This window comes from Sphingomicrobium arenosum, from assembly GCF_026157085.1.
Classification (GTDB): Bacteria; Pseudomonadota; Alphaproteobacteria; order Sphingomonadales; family Sphingomonadaceae; genus Sphingomicrobium; species Sphingomicrobium arenosum.
Genome location: NZ_JANPVN010000001.1, coordinates 1,318,868 through 1,333,371 on the forward strand (window position 1 = coordinate 1,318,868; position 14,504 = coordinate 1,333,371).

The window sequence follows — 14,504 nt, forward strand, 5'->3', positions numbered from 1 at the left end:
CACCCTTTCAACCGCGAAACGACGCGCCTATGTCATTGCCCATGACCTATCAGACTGATCTCAAGCTCTTCATCGATGGTGTGTGGAGCGGCGCCGAAGGCCGCGACTGCATGCCCGTCACCAACCCCGCGACCGGCGAGACGCTGGCGCAGCTGCCGATGGCCTCCAAGGCCGACCTCGACGCCGCGCTCCACGCCGCCGAGAGAGCCTACCCCAAATGGCGCGCCACCGACGTCGAGACCCGCGCCGCCATCCTCCACAAGGCCGCCGCCTATCTGAAAAAGAACGCCAAGGAAATCGGCGCTTCGCTGACGCAGGAGCAGGGCAAGCCCGTCAAGGAAGCCGTGGGCGAGGTCTACGGCGCCGCGCAGATGTTCGACTGGTATGCCGAGGAAGCCAAGCGCGACTATGGCCGCACGCTGGTGCGCCCCGTCGGCCAGCGTTCGATCGTCACCCGCCAGCCGGTCGGCGTCGTCGCCACCTTCACCCCGTGGAATTTCCCCATCTACCTCCTGGCGAAAAAGGTCGCCGCCGCGCTCGCCGCGGGTTGCTCGGTCATCTCCAAGCCGCCCGAGGAAACGCCCGCATGCGTCAATGCGGTTGCCAAGGCGCTCGAGGACGCCGGCCTTCCCGCCGGCACCTTCCAGCTCGTCCATGGCGACCCCGACATGGTGAGCCGCCATCTCATGGCCTCGCCTATCGTGCGAAAGGTGAGCTTCACCGGCTCGGTGGGCGTTGGCAAGCATCTCATGGGCCTCGCCGCCGATGGTCTGAAGCGCCTGACCCTCGAACTCGGCGGCCACGCCCCCGTCCTCGTCTTCGATGACGTCGATCTCGACGCAACGCTCGACAAGCTCGTGCCGCAGAAATTCCGCAACGCCGGACAGGTCTGCGTATCGCCGACCCGCTTCTATGTGCAGGAAGGCATTTACGACGACTTCATCAAGGGCTTTGCCGAGCGCACGGCCCGCGTGCAGGTCGGCAACGGCATGGACGACGGGGTCCAGATGGGCCCGCTCGCCCATGAACGCCGCTTGCCTGCCGTCCACGACCTCATCACCGACGCCAAAGCCAAGGGCGCGCGCATTGCCGCCGGTGGCGAGCCGATGGGCAATGCCAACTTCTTCCAGCCCACGCTCATCGCCGACGCGCCCTTGGACGCGCGCATCATGAACGAAGAGCCCTTCGGCCCCGTCGCCGTGGCCCGCCCCTTCAAGGACTTGGACGAAGCATTGGAACAGGCCAACCGCCTGCCCTTCGGCCTCGCCGCCTTCGCCTTCACCAACCAGCTGCAACGCGCCAACATCCTCGGCGACATGATCGAGGCCGGCATGGTCGGCATCAACAATTTCGCCATCTCAGGCGCCGACACGCCCTTTGGCGGGGTCAAGGATTCGGGCTTCGGATCGGAAGGCGGCAAGGAAGGTCTCGAGACCTATCAGGTCGTCAAGGCGATCCACATGAGCTGATGCCCGCCTGACCTTTGGACCGTAGTTCGCGGAACCATATCGCCCCCGTCACGGTTGATCGGACAAGGTTCAACAAGGAAAGGCTCTTTTCATGAGCAAAGGTGCTGGAAACAAGACGCTTCTTTGGGTGGTGGTCGTCATCGTCCTGCTCGTCATCATCGCTTATGCGACTGGTTTTTTCAAAACCGAGGTCGACGAGGGCGGCACGCTCCCCGACGTCGAGATCGAGGGCGGACAGCTGCCCGATATCGACAGCGATGTCGGCTCGATCGATGTCGATACCGAGGAAGTGACCGTCGAGACCCCGACCATCGAGGTCGAGGAAGCCACGCCCGACGAAGAGTAATCGTCATTCCGCTTGCGAGCGGGGGAGCAGAGGGCGGTGTCGCTTCGGCGATGCCGCCCTTTTCCTTTACGCAGAGCCTGAAAATCCTGTCCTACCTTGTCGCCCGCGCCTATGATCCGCGCATCATGACCGCTCCATGCTCCACGGATCGAACGATATCAGCCGCTTGGCGGCTGCAAGTTCCGCAAGTGGACAAAGTGGACAACCCCCCGATTTTTTCCAACAGGTGACCAACGTGACACTCCGCACCGGCGGCCGCATCCTCGTCGACCAGCTTCTCGCCCAGGGCGTCGACCGCCTCTTCACCGTACCCGGCGAGAGCTTCCTCGCCGTCCTCGACGCGCTTCATGACAGCCCCGAGATCGACACCGTCGTGTGCCGCCAGGAAGGCGGCGTCGCCTATATGGCCGATGCTGACGGCAAGATGACGGGTCGCCCCGGCATCGCCTTCGTCACCCGCGGCCCCGGCGCGACCAACGCCACCGGCGGCGTCCATGTCGCGATGCAGGATTCGACCCCGATGATCCTCTTCATCGGCGACCTCGATCGCGGCGATCGCGACCGCGAGGGCTTCCAGGAAGTCGACTTCACCGCCTTCTTCAGCCCCATCGCCAAATGGGCCGCGCGGATCGACGATGCCCGCCGCATCCCCGAATATGTCGCCCGCGCTTTCCGCGTCGCCACCTCGGGCCGCCCCGGTCCCGTCGTTCTGTCGATCCCCGAGGATATGCTGCGTGACGAGGTCGAGGCCGTAGACCGTCCCGCCGTTCCCCCTGTCGCGATCAGCCCCGACCCCGGCGCGCTCGGCGCGCTGGTCGACCTCCTCAAGGATGCCGCCAGCCCCATCGCCATCGTCGGCGGCGCCGATTGGTGTCCCTGCGCGGCGCATCATTTCGAAAGCTTCGCGCGCCGCATCGGGCTGCCCGTCGCCGCCGCCTTCCGCCGCCAGGACGCGATCGACAACAATTCGCCCGTCTATGCCGGACAGCTCGGCTATGGCCCCAACCCCAAGCTCCAGCAGCGCATTCGCGAGGCCGACCTGATCCTCGCCGTGGGCAGCCGCCTCGGCGAGAGCACCATGGACGGCTACAAGCTCATCACCCCCGATCATCCCGACCAGATCCTCGTCCATGTCCATCCCGACCCGAACGAATTGGATCGCGTCTATCGCGCCGACCTTCCGATCGTCGCCGACATGGCCGAATTCGCGCAGGACATGGATGCGTGGGAGGATGACGACCTTGTCCCCTTCTCCTCCGGCGCAAAAGCGCATGAGGAATGGCTCGACTGGTCGACGCCCAAGGCCCGCGACGGTGTCGCCCTCGATCTCGGCCTCGTCGTCGGCAAGATGCGCGAGGCGCTTCCCTCCGACACCATCATCTGCAACGGCGCGGGCAATTTCTCGGGTTGGTGGCACCGCTACTGGCGCCATGGTCCGCCCACCACCCAACTCGCGCCGACCAGCGGCACCATGGGCTATGGTCTCCCCGCCAGCGTCGCCGCGAGCTTGCGCTTTCCCGCCCGCAAGGTCGTCTGCGTCGCCGGTGACGGCGATTTCCTGATGAACGGACAGGAGCTCGCCACGGCCGCCGCCAAGGGCGCCGACCTCTTCGTCATCCTCGTCGACAATGGCGCCTATGGCACCATCCGCATGCACCAGGAACGCGACTATCCGGACCGCATCAGCGCGACCGAACTGGCCCCCGGCAACCCCGATTTCGTGAAGTTCGCCGAAGCTTTCGGCGGCTGGGGCACCCGTGTCGAGACCACCGATCAGTTCGACGCGGCGTTCGAGCAGGCAATGACGAAGAAGGGCATCCGCCTCCTCCACCTTCTCACCGATGTCGAGGTCATCACCAACGCCACCACCCTCACCGCCGTGAAGGCTGCGAAGAAATAAGTGCAAAGCAACGGGGGCGCGCGTCGATCGACCGCGCCCTTGGCTCTTTGACATGATGATCGGTGATGGAAATGAGGCCCGGTTCGAGCCGACTTCATGAGCTGGGCGTCATCTGATGGCGACCCTCAGCCGAGGGACGAGCCCCGAGGCACTAGAGCTTGGGCAATTCCGACAGGATCGCCTCGAGATCGGCTTCCTGACAGGCTGCGGGGTCGAAGATATCACCCCATTTTCGCGATCCGCGCGCGTCGGGATCGGCGAACAGCGCATTGAGCGCCCCGAGGTCCTCGATAAAGCTACCCTCGCCTGTCGCCTCGACCTCGATCAGGTCCGGCGAAGACAGGACGGGCTGGGGGTTGGGCTGGTTTCCCATGAACATCCATGCTCCCTTTGCAGTCGGCACGATTGTCTAACCCCCTGTTTACCAAGCCGTTTCGGTCAAATGCGTCCGATCCGGAGTGAACAACCTCTCCCGAGTCGTCTCGGAAAGTCAGGTAAAGCTTCGCAATTCGCGGTAAACAAAAAGAAAAGGCCGCCTCGAAAGGCAGCCTTGTCCAACTCCGCATCGGCGCGAATTTAGGGTGTCGAATGCTGACTACTCTTCTTCATCGATCGCATATCCCTCCTTCGCGCTCTCCGAATGTTCATAGGCATTGGAGGGCTGCTGGCCGCCTTCGGGCTCGCGGCCCTGGCCGACAGGCTGGCCATAGCTGGGTTGCGGCTGTGATTGCTGGTCACTCATGGAACGCTCCTCGGGATCATGGGGTCGGGGAAGGAATGAACGATCCACGCGTCGATGCCGTGCCCCGCCATGGCGCTACCGCGAAGCTCCCGGTCGCATCGCCCCCGCAATGATCGAGCCCTCCGCACAAAAAAGAGGCCGACCCTTGGGGCCGGCCTCTCTTGCGGGGATCTAGCCCGCAAACTGGTCTGGGAGATTAGATGTCGTTGCCAAGGGCACCTTCGACTTCACCCTTGAGTTGCTGGGCTTCGCCCTTCTTCTCCTGGTTGTCGCCCTTGATGATCAGCGATTCATTGTCCGTCGCGCGGCCAATGCCTTCCTTGGTTTCGCCAACGGCTTCGTTGAAGTTACCTTTGATCTTTTCGCCAAGTTCACCCATTTTTTTACTCCTGCATATCTGAATTACCTAACCAACGCAGGGGCTTGGCACATTTCTCCTCGGTTCGCCGCCGCATTCCTTCGGACCGTCAATCCAGCGTTAGAAGGCGATCCTGAACGCAAAGAGGCCAGTCCTTTCGGACCGGCCTCTCTCCCGGGTTTGAGCCCGGAGATGCATGACGATTTTCATCTCATCAGCACCCTATCAACGCACCATGGGGTATCGAGTGCCTCGGTTCGTCGCAAAGGTCTTAAATAAGCCCCGCCAGCGGGCTCGAGGGATCGGCATAGCGCCGCTTGGCCATACGCCCCGCCAGATAGCTGTCGCGCCCCGCCTCGACCGCCAGTTTCATGGCGCGCGCCATGCGGATGGGGTCCTTCGCCTCGGCAATGGCGGTATTCATGAGGATGCCGTCGCAGCCCAGCTCCATGCCGACGGCGGCATCGGAAGCGGTCCCGACGCCCGCATCGACCAGCACGGGCACCTTGGCACCTTCGACGATGAGCCGGATGGTGACGCGGTTCTGGATGCCCAGCCCCGAGCCGATCGGCGCCCCCAGCGGCATGATCGCCACCGCGCCCGCCTCTTCGAGCTGCTTGGCCGCGATGGGATCGTCGACGCAATAGACCATGGGTGCGAAGCCCTCTTTAGCCAGCACCTCGGTCGCCTTCAGAGTCTCGCGCATGTCGGGATAGAGCGTCTTCGCCTCGCCCAGCACCTCGAGCTTGACGAGGTCCCAGCCGCCGGCCTCCCGGGCCAAACGCAACGTGCGGATAGCTTCGTCGGCAGTGAAGCACCCCGCCGTATTGGGCAGATAGGTGATTTTCTTGGGGTCGATATGATCCTGCAGCGTCGGCTGCGAGGGATCGGCGATATTGACCCGGCGCACGGCCACGGTGACGATCTCGGCCCCCGAGGCATCGACCGCCGCGGCGTTCTGCGCGAAATCCTTATACTTGCCCGTGCCCACGATGAGGCGCGAGGTGAAGGTCCGCCCGGCGACGGTCCATGTGTCGTTATTCTGATCGGTCATGACCCGCGTCCTAGCGTGACCGCCGATCAACCGCCACCGACGAAATGGACGATCTCATAAGTATCGCCATCCTCGACATTCACTTCTTCGAGCGTGGCGCGGGGCACGATGTCGAGGTTGCGCTCGACCGCCACGCGGGTCGGATCGAGCCCGATGTCGCGCACCAGCTGCGCGACGCTGGTGCCTTCGGGAACGCGGCGGTGATCGCCGTTGACGCGGACCGCCAGACTGGGACCCAGGGACATGTGACGCTTTTCCTTCCGTTACGGCTTCTCGTCCCATATAGGCACTGGCCATGAGTTCGCCAGCATCGATCCACGTCCTCAACGGACCCAACATCAACCTTTTGGGCAAGCGCCAGCCGCAACTGTACGGCAAGGACACGCTCGACGACATCACCATGGCGCTCAATGACCGGGCGCAGGCGATGAACCTGCAGGTCACCGTCAAGCAGTCCAATCACGAGGGCCAGCTCGTCGACTGGATCCATGAGGCGGGCGAACAGGGCGCCGCCGCGCTGATCATCAACGCGGGCGCCTATTCGCACACGTCGATCGCGATCCGCGATGCCATCCCCGCCGTCGGCTTGCCTGTCGTCGAGGTGCATCTGACCAACATCTATGCGCGCGAGCATTTCCGCCGCCAGAGCCTGATCAGCCATGTCGCGGTCGGCGGCGTGCAGGGGTTCGGCGCGCAAGGCTATCTCCTCGCGCTGGACGCGGCCCACCGTATCGTCCTAACAGCAAAATCCATGAAGGCGCAGACCGGCGCCAACCAACAACAGGGAATTTCCGATGCCCAAAAGCAACGGCACTGAAGACAAGATGCGCGTCGATGGCGCGCTGGTGCGTGAACTCGCCGAGCTCCTCGCCGCCAACGAACTGACCGAGATCGAGGTCGAGGATGGCAGCCGCAAGATCCGCGTCAGCCGCGAGGTCAACGTGACCTATGCCGCCGCCGCGCACGCACCTGCCCCGGCGCCGGTGGCCGCGCCTGCAGCCGCCCCGGCGGCGGCTCCTGCTGCCGATGCCGCTCCCGCCGGCGACGACCTGCCCGCCGGCACGCCCGTCCTCGCCCCCATGGTCGGCACCTGCTACATGGCAGCCGAGCCGGGCGCCGCGCCCTTCATTTCCGAAGGCGCCAGCGTCAAGGAAGGCGACACGCTCCTCATCGTCGAGGCGATGAAGGTAATGAACCCGATCACCGCGCCCACCTCGGGCACGGTCAAGAAGATCATGGTCGCCGACGCGCAGCCGGTCGAATTCGACCAGCCGCTCGTCATCATCGGCTAAAGGAGCCGTCATGGCCAAGATCACCAAGCTCCTCATCGCCAACCGCGGCGAGATCGCGCTGCGCATCCATCGTGCCTGCCACGAGCTGGGCATCAAGACCGTCGCGGTCCACTCGACCGCCGATGCCGATGCCATGCACGTCCGGCTCGCCGACGAGACCGTCTGCATCGGTCCGCCGAGCGCGACCGACAGCTATCTCAACATCGCCAACATCATTTCGGCGGCCGAGATCACCCATGCCGACGCGATCCACCCGGGCTATGGCTTCCTCTCGGAAAATGCCAAATTCGCCGAGATCGTCGAAAGCCATGACATCGCCTGGGTCGGCCCCAAGCCCGAGCATATCCGCATCATGGGCGACAAGGTCGAGGCCAAGCGCACCGCGGGCAAGCTGGGCCTGCCGCTGGTGCCGGGTTCGGACGGCGCGCTCGAAGATCTGGACGAGGCCAAGGCGCTCGCCGAAGAGATCGGCTATCCCGTCCTCATCAAGGCGGCATCGGGCGGCGGTGGTCGCGGCATGAAGGTCGTGCCCGAGCCCGATCAGCTCGAAAGCCTGTGGAAGCAGGCCGCGAGCGAGGCCAAGGCGGCATTCGGCGACGACACCGTCTATATGGAAAAATATCTCGGCAACCCGCGCCACATCGAATTCCAGGTGTTCGGCGATGGCGAGGGCAAGGCCGTCCATCTCGGCGAGCGCGACTGCTCGATCCAGCGTCGCCACCAGAAGGTCATCGAAGAAGCCCCCTCGCCCGTCATCAGCGCCGAAGAACGCGCGCGCATGGGCAAGGTCTGCGCCGACGCCATGGCCGACATGGGCTATCGCGGGGCGGGCACGATCGAATTCCTCTACGAAGATGGCGAATTCTACTTCATCGAGATGAACACCCGCCTCCAGGTCGAGCATCCGGTCACCGAGATGATCACCGGCATCGACCTCGTGCGCGAACAGATCCACGTCGCGCAGGGCGATGGCCTGTCGGTCACGCAGGACGACGTCGAGCTCAACGGCCATGCCATCGAATGCCGCATCAACGCCGAGGACCCGCGCACGTTCGCGCCCAGCCCCGGCAAGGTGAAGAATTATGTCGCGCCCGGCGGCATGCACGTGCGCGTCGATAGCGGGCTCTACGCCGGCTATTCGGTCCCCCCCTATTACGACAGCATGATCGGCAAGCTGATCGTCTATGGCCGCAACCGCGAAAGCTGCATCCTTCGCCTCAAGCGCGCGCTCGAGGAATTCGTCCTCGACGGGATGAAGACGACGGTGCCCCTGCACCAGCGCATCATCGCCACCGACGAATTTGCGACCGGCGATTATACGATCAAATGGCTCGAGGAGTGGCTGGAGCAGCAGGACGAGGCCTGACGCGATGGTCGGCCTTCGCCCCCTCCTCGATCCCGAGCAGCACGGCTTTGCGACGATCGATCGCCGCGACCCCTGGCCGGAAGCACTGGTACCGGTGGCGCTGTTCGAGGAAGCCGAAGGCACCAGCGTCATCGCCCCGCTTTCCATGCTCGACAGCCTCGACCTCGATCCGGTCGGCGGCTGGGCGCTGATTACGCTGGGCTTCGACAGCCGATTGGACGGCGTCGGCCTCACCGCGCGCGTCTCCACCGCGCTGGCCAGCGCCAACATTCCCTGCAACGTCGTCGCCGCCTTCCACCATGATCACTTGTTCGTGCCATGGGCCAAGCGCGCCGACGTGATGGCCATTCTCGATAATCTGGAGGCCCCATGAGCAAGACCGCCTGGATGACGTTCAACCCGCGCTGCGGCACCGCGCGCAAGACCCTCGCCATTCTCGAGGAAGAGGGCTTTGAAGTCACCCAGCGCCGCTATCTCGACGAACCGCTCAGCCGCGCCGAGATCGAGCATTTGCTCGCCAAGGGCAAGCTGCGCGCCCGCGACCTGCTGCGTGCCAAGGAGCCGCTCGCGCAGGACCTCGGCCTCACCATGGACACCGCGAGCGAGGACGAGATCGTCGACGCGATGGTCGAGCATCCGATCCTCCTCAACCGCCCGATCGTCGAGACGGAGAACGGCGTCCTCCTCGCCCGCCCGCAGGACGAAGTGCGCAAGATCATCTAACTTATATCCGGGTCGCAATACGCGGCGCGGCTGCTAAAGTGACGGGGTGACCGAGACACTCGACCCTCGAATGCTGCTGCGCGGCTATGCGGCCGGCATTTTCCCGATGGCCGACAGCGCCGATGCGCCTGACATCTTTTGGGTCGAGCCGCGACAGCGCGCGATCCTGCCGCTGGACGGCTTTCATTTGTCGAAAAGCCTTGCGCGCCGCCTCCGTTCGGACAGGTTCGCCGTGACCGCCGATACCGCATTCGAGGCCGTGCTGGCGGGCTGTGCCAATCGCGACGAGACGTGGATCAACCCGATGATCGCGCGTGCCGTCATCGGTCTCCACGCCGCAGGGCATGCCCATTCGATCGAGACGTGGCACGAGGGCAGGCTCGTCGGCGGGCTTTATGGGATCGAACTGGGCGGTGCCTTCTTCGGCGAGAGCATGTTCTCGACCGCGACCGATGCCTCGAAGGTCGCGCTGGCGTGGCTCGTGGCGCGGCTCAAGGTCGGCGGCTACAGCCTGCTCGACTGCCAGTTCATGACCGACCATCTCAAAAGCCTGGGCGCGGTCACCGTGCCGCGCGCGCGTTATCTTCAGTTGCTGTCAGACGCGCTGTCGGCAGGCAGCGGCGCAAGCGGGTCGGCGTCGTCGGACGAAGGCGGCGACGGCGTGCGGTTCGGTGCGCTCGACGCGATGGTCCCCGACGACGCGCCCGAGGGCGCCTCGGGCCCATCGGGGAAGCTCATCGCGCAGCTCTTGGGCCAGACGTCATAGACCTGGTGCTCGACCACGTTGAGCGACGGGCTTTCCTTGTAGAGCCAGCCGGAGAATACTCGTTCCATCCGCCCGCTCGCGCGGCTCTCGACATCGAGCTGGACGAACGCACCCGTCCAGCTTTCATCTTCCCAGGGCGCGGTCGTCTCGCAGGCGCGTAGGCGCACCACGGCATCGCCGAGCCGGACCTGCTGGCCGGGGCGAAGCTCGATGTCGCGGGTCAGATTGTTGCGTTTGTTGAGGACGCCGAGCACCGCGACGCGCTCGCTCATCGGGGTCACGCCTGGCAGGCCGCTATTGTCGACCACCTCGCCGCTATCCTCGACGACGAGGTCCCCCTCCTCGCCCTCGCCGGTCGCCGGCGGCGCGCTGTCGCAGGCGAGGATCGCCAGCGCGAGCGGCGCGATCATGAAGGCGCGGCGCATCCTAATCCTGGTCAGGCGACCAGGCCTCGTAATCGCCGGTCGCGGCGGCGCGCTTGCCCGCTCCCGCGATGCTGCCGCCGGGGCGATAGGCCTGAACCGTGCCGGTCAGGTTGGGGGTCGGGTCCTTCTGGAAAGCGCGGCGCGGCGGCATGCTTTCCTCGGGCAGCGCATCGACCGTGCCGCGCAGCCAGGCATTCCACTCGGGCGGCGTGCGGCTCGCGTCGTTCGAGCCCTCGTAGATCACCCAGCGGCGCTTGGGGTCCTTCTTGTGGCGATAATAGACATTGCCGAGAGCATCGGTCCCGACCTTGTCGCCATGACGACTGGTGAACAGGTCGGTGCCGACGCTTGCGCCATTCCACCAGGTGAAGATCTTGCCGAGGATTCCCATGGGCTTGCCACCTAAAGCCGCACCGGCGCGCTTGCAAGCATCATGGCGCTATTTGAGCGCCACGATGTCGCCCGCCGCGATGCCCAGTTCGGCGCTCCGCCCGCCCGCGATCTCGAACACCATCGAGACCGGCTCGAGGCTGCCGAGCGGCGTCTGCGACAAGGGCAGCGTATTTTCGTAGATGCGCGCGATGGTGCCGTCGGCCCGCACATAGATGATGTCGAGCGGGATATAGGTGTTCTTCATCCAGAAGCTCTGGTTCGCGGGCGTGTCGTATAGGAACACCATGCCGCGATCGGGCGCGAGCGATTCGCGATACATCAGTCCCTTGCGCTGCGCCTCGGGCGTATCGGCGATTTCGACGATGAAATCATGCGTCCGCCCGTCGGCGGTGGTCACGGTAAGCGGACGCTCGACGAGGCCAGAGGGCGCGAAATTGGTCGTGGGTTCGGAAGCTGGCTGGCAGGCGGCCAGCGGCGCGGCGATGAAGAGCGCGAGCGCGGCGCTCAGCCCTCGCGCAAGGCGACCGCGGTCAGGCCCTTGCGCCCTTCCGCGATGCGCGCTTCCACCTCGTCCCCCGGTTCGAGGTCCATGAGATGCCCCTCCCGCACCGTCTCCATGTGAACGAAGATATCGGGCTCGTGCGTCCCCATGCGATTGACGAAGCCATAGCCCTTGACGCGATTGAACCATTTCACCTCCACCGGTTCGAACGGTCCCGCGCCTTTGAGCAAGGCTTCGCGGTCCGCCCGTTCGGCCGTAGAAATGGACGAGCGCGGCTCCTGGGGCAAGGCGGTCGACAGGTCGATGTCGAGAATTTCCTTGGCCTGCCACCCGCGCTCGTGACGCACGGCGAGCAATTCGACCGTCGCGCCCTCAGGCAAGGAGCGGCGGTCGTGCGCCTCGAGAATGGAAAAATGAACGAGAATGTCGCCGTCGATCGCATCCGACACGACGAAGCCGAAGCCGCGCGTCGCATCGAACCATTTGACGCGGCCCGAAACTTCGGAACTGTCTTCATGCGCCGATTCGTTGGCGGAAAGTTCTGTCATCTTTGATTCGGACTGCTGGAACACGACTCCACTTTCTCTCGCCCCATGTGAACGCTCATAGCAGAAAGCGCTGTGTCGGGAAACCGACACGTAACAAAAGTTTAACGCGCCACCTGTCGCGAAACGGGTCACAGATGGTCGGTCAGCGCCTCGCGGTCGGGCGTGCTGCCAGGATCGAGCGCGAGGATCGCACGGGCGAGCGAAAAGCCGTGGCCGGCCCGCTGGAAGGCGGCGAGCGCGCGCTGCTCGACGCGCGGGTCGTCGCTACTCTCCCGTGCAAAAGGGCCGAGCCGTCGCCGCGCAGCAAATTTGAGCGCGGCATCGACGGCGCCCTCGGCGGCGATCGCCTTGGCGCCGTCGCGGTCGCCCTCTCCAACGCCCGCCCCATAGAGCGCTTGGTCGACCCGCCGCGCCCCATAGCCTCGCGCGGTGAGGTCGCGAGCCTTCATCTCGGCATAGAGCGCATCGTTGACATAGCCGCGCGCTGCGAAGCGCTCGGCAAGCGCGCTGACTGCCTCGCTCGCGGCGCCCTCGCCCGCCCATCCCCGCTCGCGCAGCTTGCGCCGCAGATAGGTCGCCAGCTTGGCCCTGGTGGTGGCGAAACGCTCGACATAACGCAGCGCGAGCGCCTCCATCTGGGCCGAATCGAGCGGGGGCCGGGGGCGTTTCATGGGACCCATCCTGTCACAATCCGCCTTGATTGTGCCATAGTCGCGCAGCATTGACGCTGCGATAACCTAGGCTTTGCGGGCACCGTGGAGGGTGCCGGGCAGCCGTGGGTGGGATGGAACGACAATGAACAGGGTAGCCGATTTGACCGATCTCGATCAGCAGGATGAACTCGCGCCCGAGGGCACGACCCCGACACGCGACACCCTGCAACGCCGGATTGCCGACTTCGCGACCTTGGGCGAAGCGCTCGACTATGCTGCGCGCGGACGCCGCGGCATGAATTTCCACGATGCGCGTGGTCGTCTCGTCGCGGTGCTGCCCTACAGCCAGTTGCAGCGCGATGCGCTGGCGCATGCGCAGCGCTTCATGGGGCTCGGCCTCGAGCCCGGCATGCGCGTCGCGCTGGTCGCCGAGACCAATCCCGATTTCGCCGCCTGCTTCTTCGGCGCGGTCTATGCCGGCCTATGGCCCGTGCCGCTGCCGCTGCCGACCAGCTTTGGCGGGCGCGACGCCTATACCGAACAGCTCAAGGTCATGCTGACCAGCTCGGATCCGCAGCTCTTCCTTTATCCCGAGGAAATGGAAAGCTTCTGCACGCCCGCGGGCGATCTCAAGAACGTGCCGCACCGGACGTGGGAGTCGCTGCACGACGTCGCCGTCGACGAGCGCGATCTGCCGCAGGCCGATCCCGATGCCATCGCCTATCTCCAGTACAGCTCGGGCTCGACCCGTTTCCCTCATGGCGTGGCGGTGACCCATCGCCAGTTGCTCGACAATCTTCGCGCCCACGGACTCGGCCTCCAGGTCGGGGATCGCGATACCGACCGCTGCATCAGCTGGCTGCCCTGGTATCACGACATGGGCCTTGTCGGCTGCATGCTCAGCCCGATGGCGAACCAGCTGTCGGTCGACTACATGAAGACCGAGGATTTCGCGCGGCGTCCGTTGACCTGGCTCGACCTCATCAGCCGCAATCCGGGCACCACACTATCCTATTCGCCGACCTTCGGTTACGACATTTGCGCGCGCCGCATCTCGACCAAGACCAAGGCGGAGGATCGCTTCGACCTGTCGCGCTGGCGCATCGCCGGCAATGGCGCCGACATGATCCGCCCCGACGTGATGCAGAGTTTCGTCGACGCCTATGCGCCCGCAGGCTTCGATCCCAAGGCCTTCTGCCCGAGCTACGGTCTCGCCGAGGCCACGCTCGCGGTGTCGCTGATGCCGCCGGGCGAAGGCATCAAGCTCGAGCTGGTCGAGGAAGAGAAGCTGGCCGGCGGCGCTCCCGCCCCGGGCGGCGAGGACCGTCCTCAGCGCTATCGTGCCATCGTCAATTGCGGCAAGGCGGTCGAGGGCATGGAGATCGAGATCCGCGACCATGACGACAATGTCCTGCCCGATCACAGCGTCGGGCGCGTGCTGGTGCGCGGTGGCTCGGTCATGACCGGTTATTTCCGCGACGAGGAATCGACCAAGGCCTGCCTGTCGGACGACGGCTGGCTCGACACCGGCGACATGGGATATCTGTCGAACGACTACATCTTCATCGTCGGCCGCGCCAAGGACATGATCATCATCAACGGCCGCAATCATTGGCCGCAGGACATCGAATGGGCGGTCGAGCAGCTCCCCGGCTTCAAGTCGGGCGACATCGCCGCCTTCGCGCTGACCACGGAAACGGGCGAGGAACTGCCCGCCGTGCTGGTCCACTGCCGCGTCTCCGACCTCGCCGAACGCGGCAAGCTGCGCGACGAGATCAAGGAACGCGTCCGCTCGATCACCGGCATCAGCCCGATCGTCGAACTCGTCCCCCCCCGCAGCCTTCCCCGCACCAGCTCGGGCAAGCTGTCCCGCGTCAAGGCACGCAACATGTACGTCTCCGGCGAAATTCAACCCGTCGACATCGCCGCCTAAAAGGCTTGAACTAATCATCTGGGGGGGGTAGTGG

Annotated in this window: 19 protein-coding genes and 1 pseudogene; 10 read left to right on the forward strand and 10 right to left on the reverse strand. The window is 65.0% G+C overall.

Features of this window, described 5'->3' with window-relative positions:
- The first annotated feature begins 41 nt into the window (after nucleotides 1-41).
- The 3 genes from NUW51_RS06640 (at nucleotide 42) to NUW51_RS06650 (ending at nucleotide 3,715) form a co-directional block, all read left to right on the forward strand.
- Entirely contained in the window at nucleotides 42-1,469 is a 1,428-nt protein-coding gene (locus NUW51_RS06640; protein ID WP_265563943.1) for an NAD-dependent succinate-semialdehyde dehydrogenase, read from the forward strand.
- A gap of 91 nt (nucleotides 1,470-1,560) precedes the next feature.
- Nucleotides 1,561-1,815, forward strand: a complete 255-nt coding sequence (locus tag NUW51_RS06645; RefSeq protein ID WP_265563945.1) for a hypothetical protein — start codon at nucleotides 1,561-1,563, stop codon at nucleotides 1,813-1,815.
- Between the two features lie 226 nt (nucleotides 1,816-2,041).
- Nucleotides 2,042-3,715: a thiamine pyrophosphate-binding protein gene (locus tag NUW51_RS06650; RefSeq protein WP_265563947.1), complete on the forward strand. Its 1,674-nt coding sequence runs from the start codon at nucleotides 2,042-2,044 to the stop codon at nucleotides 3,713-3,715.
- A 151-nt stretch (nucleotides 3,716-3,866) separates the two neighbouring features.
- Here the strand turns inward: NUW51_RS06650 and NUW51_RS06655 are convergent, their stop codons facing one another.
- The 5 genes from NUW51_RS06655 to thiS all read right to left on the reverse strand — a co-directional run bounded on the left by NUW51_RS06655 (nucleotide 3,867) and on the right by thiS (nucleotide 6,114).
- The gene (locus NUW51_RS06655) at nucleotides 3,867-4,094 is read right to left on the reverse strand and encodes a hypothetical protein (RefSeq protein ID WP_265563949.1); all 228 of its coding nucleotides are present in this window, start codon (nucleotides 4,092-4,094) and stop codon (nucleotides 3,867-3,869) included.
- Between the two features lie 216 nt (nucleotides 4,095-4,310).
- Nucleotides 4,311-4,457 carry a hypothetical protein gene (locus tag NUW51_RS06660; RefSeq protein WP_265563952.1) on the reverse strand — a complete coding sequence of 49 codons (147 nt, stop codon included), beginning with the start codon at nucleotides 4,455-4,457 and terminating at the stop codon, nucleotides 4,311-4,313.
- A gap of 196 nt (nucleotides 4,458-4,653) precedes the next feature.
- Entirely contained in the window at nucleotides 4,654-4,836 is a 183-nt protein-coding gene (locus NUW51_RS06665) for a CsbD family protein (protein ID WP_245110659.1), read from the reverse strand.
- Nucleotides 4,837-5,086: 250 nt separating this feature from the next.
- Nucleotides 5,087-5,869: a bifunctional sulfur carrier protein/thiazole synthase protein gene (locus NUW51_RS06670; RefSeq protein WP_265563955.1), complete on the reverse strand. Its 783-nt coding sequence runs from the start codon at nucleotides 5,867-5,869 to the stop codon at nucleotides 5,087-5,089.
- Nucleotides 5,870-5,895: 26 nt separating this feature from the next.
- On the reverse strand, nucleotides 5,896-6,114 hold the full coding sequence (gene thiS / locus NUW51_RS06675) for a sulfur carrier protein ThiS (RefSeq protein WP_265563957.1): 219 nt from the start codon (nucleotides 6,112-6,114) through the stop codon (nucleotides 5,896-5,898).
- A gap of 50 nt (nucleotides 6,115-6,164) precedes the next feature.
- Between thiS and aroQ the strand changes: the two genes are divergently transcribed.
- The 6 genes from aroQ (at nucleotide 6,165) to aat (ending at nucleotide 10,016) form a co-directional block, all read left to right on the forward strand.
- Entirely contained in the window at nucleotides 6,165-6,686 is a 522-nt protein-coding gene (gene aroQ / locus NUW51_RS06680) for a type II 3-dehydroquinate dehydratase (RefSeq protein WP_322597080.1), read from the forward strand.
- Nucleotides 6,664-7,161 carry an acetyl-CoA carboxylase biotin carboxyl carrier protein gene (gene accB / locus NUW51_RS06685; protein ID WP_265563959.1) on the forward strand — a complete coding sequence of 166 codons (498 nt, stop codon included), beginning with the start codon at nucleotides 6,664-6,666 and terminating at the stop codon, nucleotides 7,159-7,161. The genes aroQ and accB overlap by 23 nt, the downstream gene beginning before the upstream one ends.
- A 10-nt stretch (nucleotides 7,162-7,171) precedes the next feature.
- On the forward strand, nucleotides 7,172-8,527 hold the full coding sequence (accC, locus tag NUW51_RS06690) for an acetyl-CoA carboxylase biotin carboxylase subunit (RefSeq protein WP_265563961.1): 1,356 nt from the start codon (nucleotides 7,172-7,174) through the stop codon (nucleotides 8,525-8,527).
- A 4-nt stretch (nucleotides 8,528-8,531) separates the two neighbouring features.
- The gene (locus NUW51_RS06695) at nucleotides 8,532-8,900 is read left to right on the forward strand and encodes an ACT domain-containing protein (protein WP_265563964.1); all 369 of its coding nucleotides are present in this window, start codon (nucleotides 8,532-8,534) and stop codon (nucleotides 8,898-8,900) included.
- Nucleotides 8,897-9,250: an arsenate reductase family protein gene (locus tag NUW51_RS06700; protein WP_265563966.1), complete on the forward strand. Its 354-nt coding sequence runs from the start codon at nucleotides 8,897-8,899 to the stop codon at nucleotides 9,248-9,250. Before NUW51_RS06695 ends, NUW51_RS06700 begins: the two co-directional genes overlap by 4 nt.
- A gap of 70 nt (nucleotides 9,251-9,320) precedes the next feature.
- The gene (aat, locus tag NUW51_RS06705) at nucleotides 9,321-10,016 is read left to right on the forward strand and encodes a leucyl/phenylalanyl-tRNA--protein transferase (RefSeq protein ID WP_265587946.1); all 696 of its coding nucleotides are present in this window, start codon (nucleotides 9,321-9,323) and stop codon (nucleotides 10,014-10,016) included.
- Nucleotides 10,017-10,051: 35 nt separating this feature from the next.
- Here the strand turns inward: aat and NUW51_RS12845 are convergent.
- The 5 genes and pseudogenes from NUW51_RS12845 to NUW51_RS06730 all read right to left on the reverse strand — a co-directional run.
- A pseudogene (locus NUW51_RS12845) lies at nucleotides 10,052-10,441 on the reverse strand (DUF2155 domain-containing protein); the annotation flags it as partial.
- Nucleotide 10,442: 1 nt separating this feature from the next.
- A complete protein-coding gene (locus NUW51_RS06715) occupies nucleotides 10,443-10,832 on the reverse strand; it encodes an NADH:ubiquinone oxidoreductase subunit NDUFA12 (RefSeq protein WP_265563968.1) in 390 nt (129 codons plus the stop codon).
- A 48-nt stretch (nucleotides 10,833-10,880) separates the two neighbouring features.
- Entirely contained in the window at nucleotides 10,881-11,231 is a 351-nt protein-coding gene (locus NUW51_RS06720; RefSeq protein ID WP_265563970.1) for a DUF192 domain-containing protein, read from the reverse strand.
- A gap of 107 nt (nucleotides 11,232-11,338) precedes the next feature.
- A complete protein-coding gene (locus NUW51_RS06725; RefSeq protein WP_265563972.1) occupies nucleotides 11,339-11,884 on the reverse strand; it encodes a cold-shock protein in 546 nt (181 codons plus the stop codon).
- A 128-nt stretch (nucleotides 11,885-12,012) separates the two neighbouring features.
- Nucleotides 12,013-12,555: a regulatory protein RecX gene (locus NUW51_RS06730; RefSeq protein ID WP_265563974.1), complete on the reverse strand. Its 543-nt coding sequence runs from the start codon at nucleotides 12,553-12,555 to the stop codon at nucleotides 12,013-12,015.
- Between the two features lie 124 nt (nucleotides 12,556-12,679).
- Here NUW51_RS06730 and NUW51_RS06735 point away from each other — a divergent pair, with 124 nt between their 5' ends.
- On the forward strand, nucleotides 12,680-14,470 hold the full coding sequence (locus tag NUW51_RS06735) for a fatty acyl-AMP ligase (protein WP_265563976.1): 1,791 nt from the start codon (nucleotides 12,680-12,682) through the stop codon (nucleotides 14,468-14,470).
- Nucleotides 14,471-14,504: the final 34 nt, after the last annotated feature.

Coding starts and splice junctions, on each gene's coding strand:
- NUW51_RS06640 (WP_265563943.1), top strand. CDS start 42: ATGACCTATCAGACTGATCTCAAGCTCTTCATCGATGGTGTGTGGAGC.
- NUW51_RS06645 (WP_265563945.1), top strand. CDS start 1,561: ATGAGCAAAGGTGCTGGAAACAAGACGCTTCTTTGGGTGGTGGTCGTC.
- NUW51_RS06655 (WP_265563949.1), bottom strand. CDS start 4,094: ATGTTCATGGGAAACCAGCCCAACCCCCAGCCCGTCCTGTCTTCGCCG.
- NUW51_RS06660 (WP_265563952.1), bottom strand. CDS start 4,457: ATGAGTGACCAGCAATCACAGCCGCAACCCAGCTATGGCCAGCCTGTC.
- NUW51_RS06665 (WP_245110659.1), bottom strand. CDS start 4,836: ATGGGTGAACTTGGCGAAAAGATCAAAGGTAACTTCAACGAAGCCGTT.
- NUW51_RS06670 (WP_265563955.1), bottom strand. CDS start 5,869: ATGACCGATCAGAATAACGACACATGGACCGTCGCCGGGCGGACCTTC.
- thiS (WP_265563957.1), bottom strand. CDS start 6,114: ATGTCCCTGGGTCCCAGTCTGGCGGTCCGCGTCAACGGCGATCACCGC.
- aroQ (WP_322597080.1), top strand. CDS start 6,165: ATGAGTTCGCCAGCATCGATCCACGTCCTCAACGGACCCAACATCAAC.
- accB (WP_265563959.1), top strand. CDS start 6,664: ATGCCCAAAAGCAACGGCACTGAAGACAAGATGCGCGTCGATGGCGCG.
- accC (WP_265563961.1), top strand. CDS start 7,172: ATGGCCAAGATCACCAAGCTCCTCATCGCCAACCGCGGCGAGATCGCG.
- NUW51_RS06695 (WP_265563964.1), top strand. CDS start 8,532: ATGGTCGGCCTTCGCCCCCTCCTCGATCCCGAGCAGCACGGCTTTGCG.
- NUW51_RS06700 (WP_265563966.1), top strand. CDS start 8,897: ATGAGCAAGACCGCCTGGATGACGTTCAACCCGCGCTGCGGCACCGCG.
- aat (WP_265587946.1), top strand. CDS start 9,321: ATGCTGCTGCGCGGCTATGCGGCCGGCATTTTCCCGATGGCCGACAGC.
- NUW51_RS06715 (WP_265563968.1), bottom strand. CDS start 10,832: ATGGGAATCCTCGGCAAGATCTTCACCTGGTGGAATGGCGCAAGCGTC.
- NUW51_RS06725 (WP_265563972.1), bottom strand. CDS start 11,884: ATGACAGAACTTTCCGCCAACGAATCGGCGCATGAAGACAGTTCCGAA.
- NUW51_RS06730 (WP_265563974.1), bottom strand. CDS start 12,555: ATGAAACGCCCCCGGCCCCCGCTCGATTCGGCCCAGATGGAGGCGCTC.
- NUW51_RS06735 (WP_265563976.1), top strand. CDS start 12,680: ATGAACAGGGTAGCCGATTTGACCGATCTCGATCAGCAGGATGAACTC.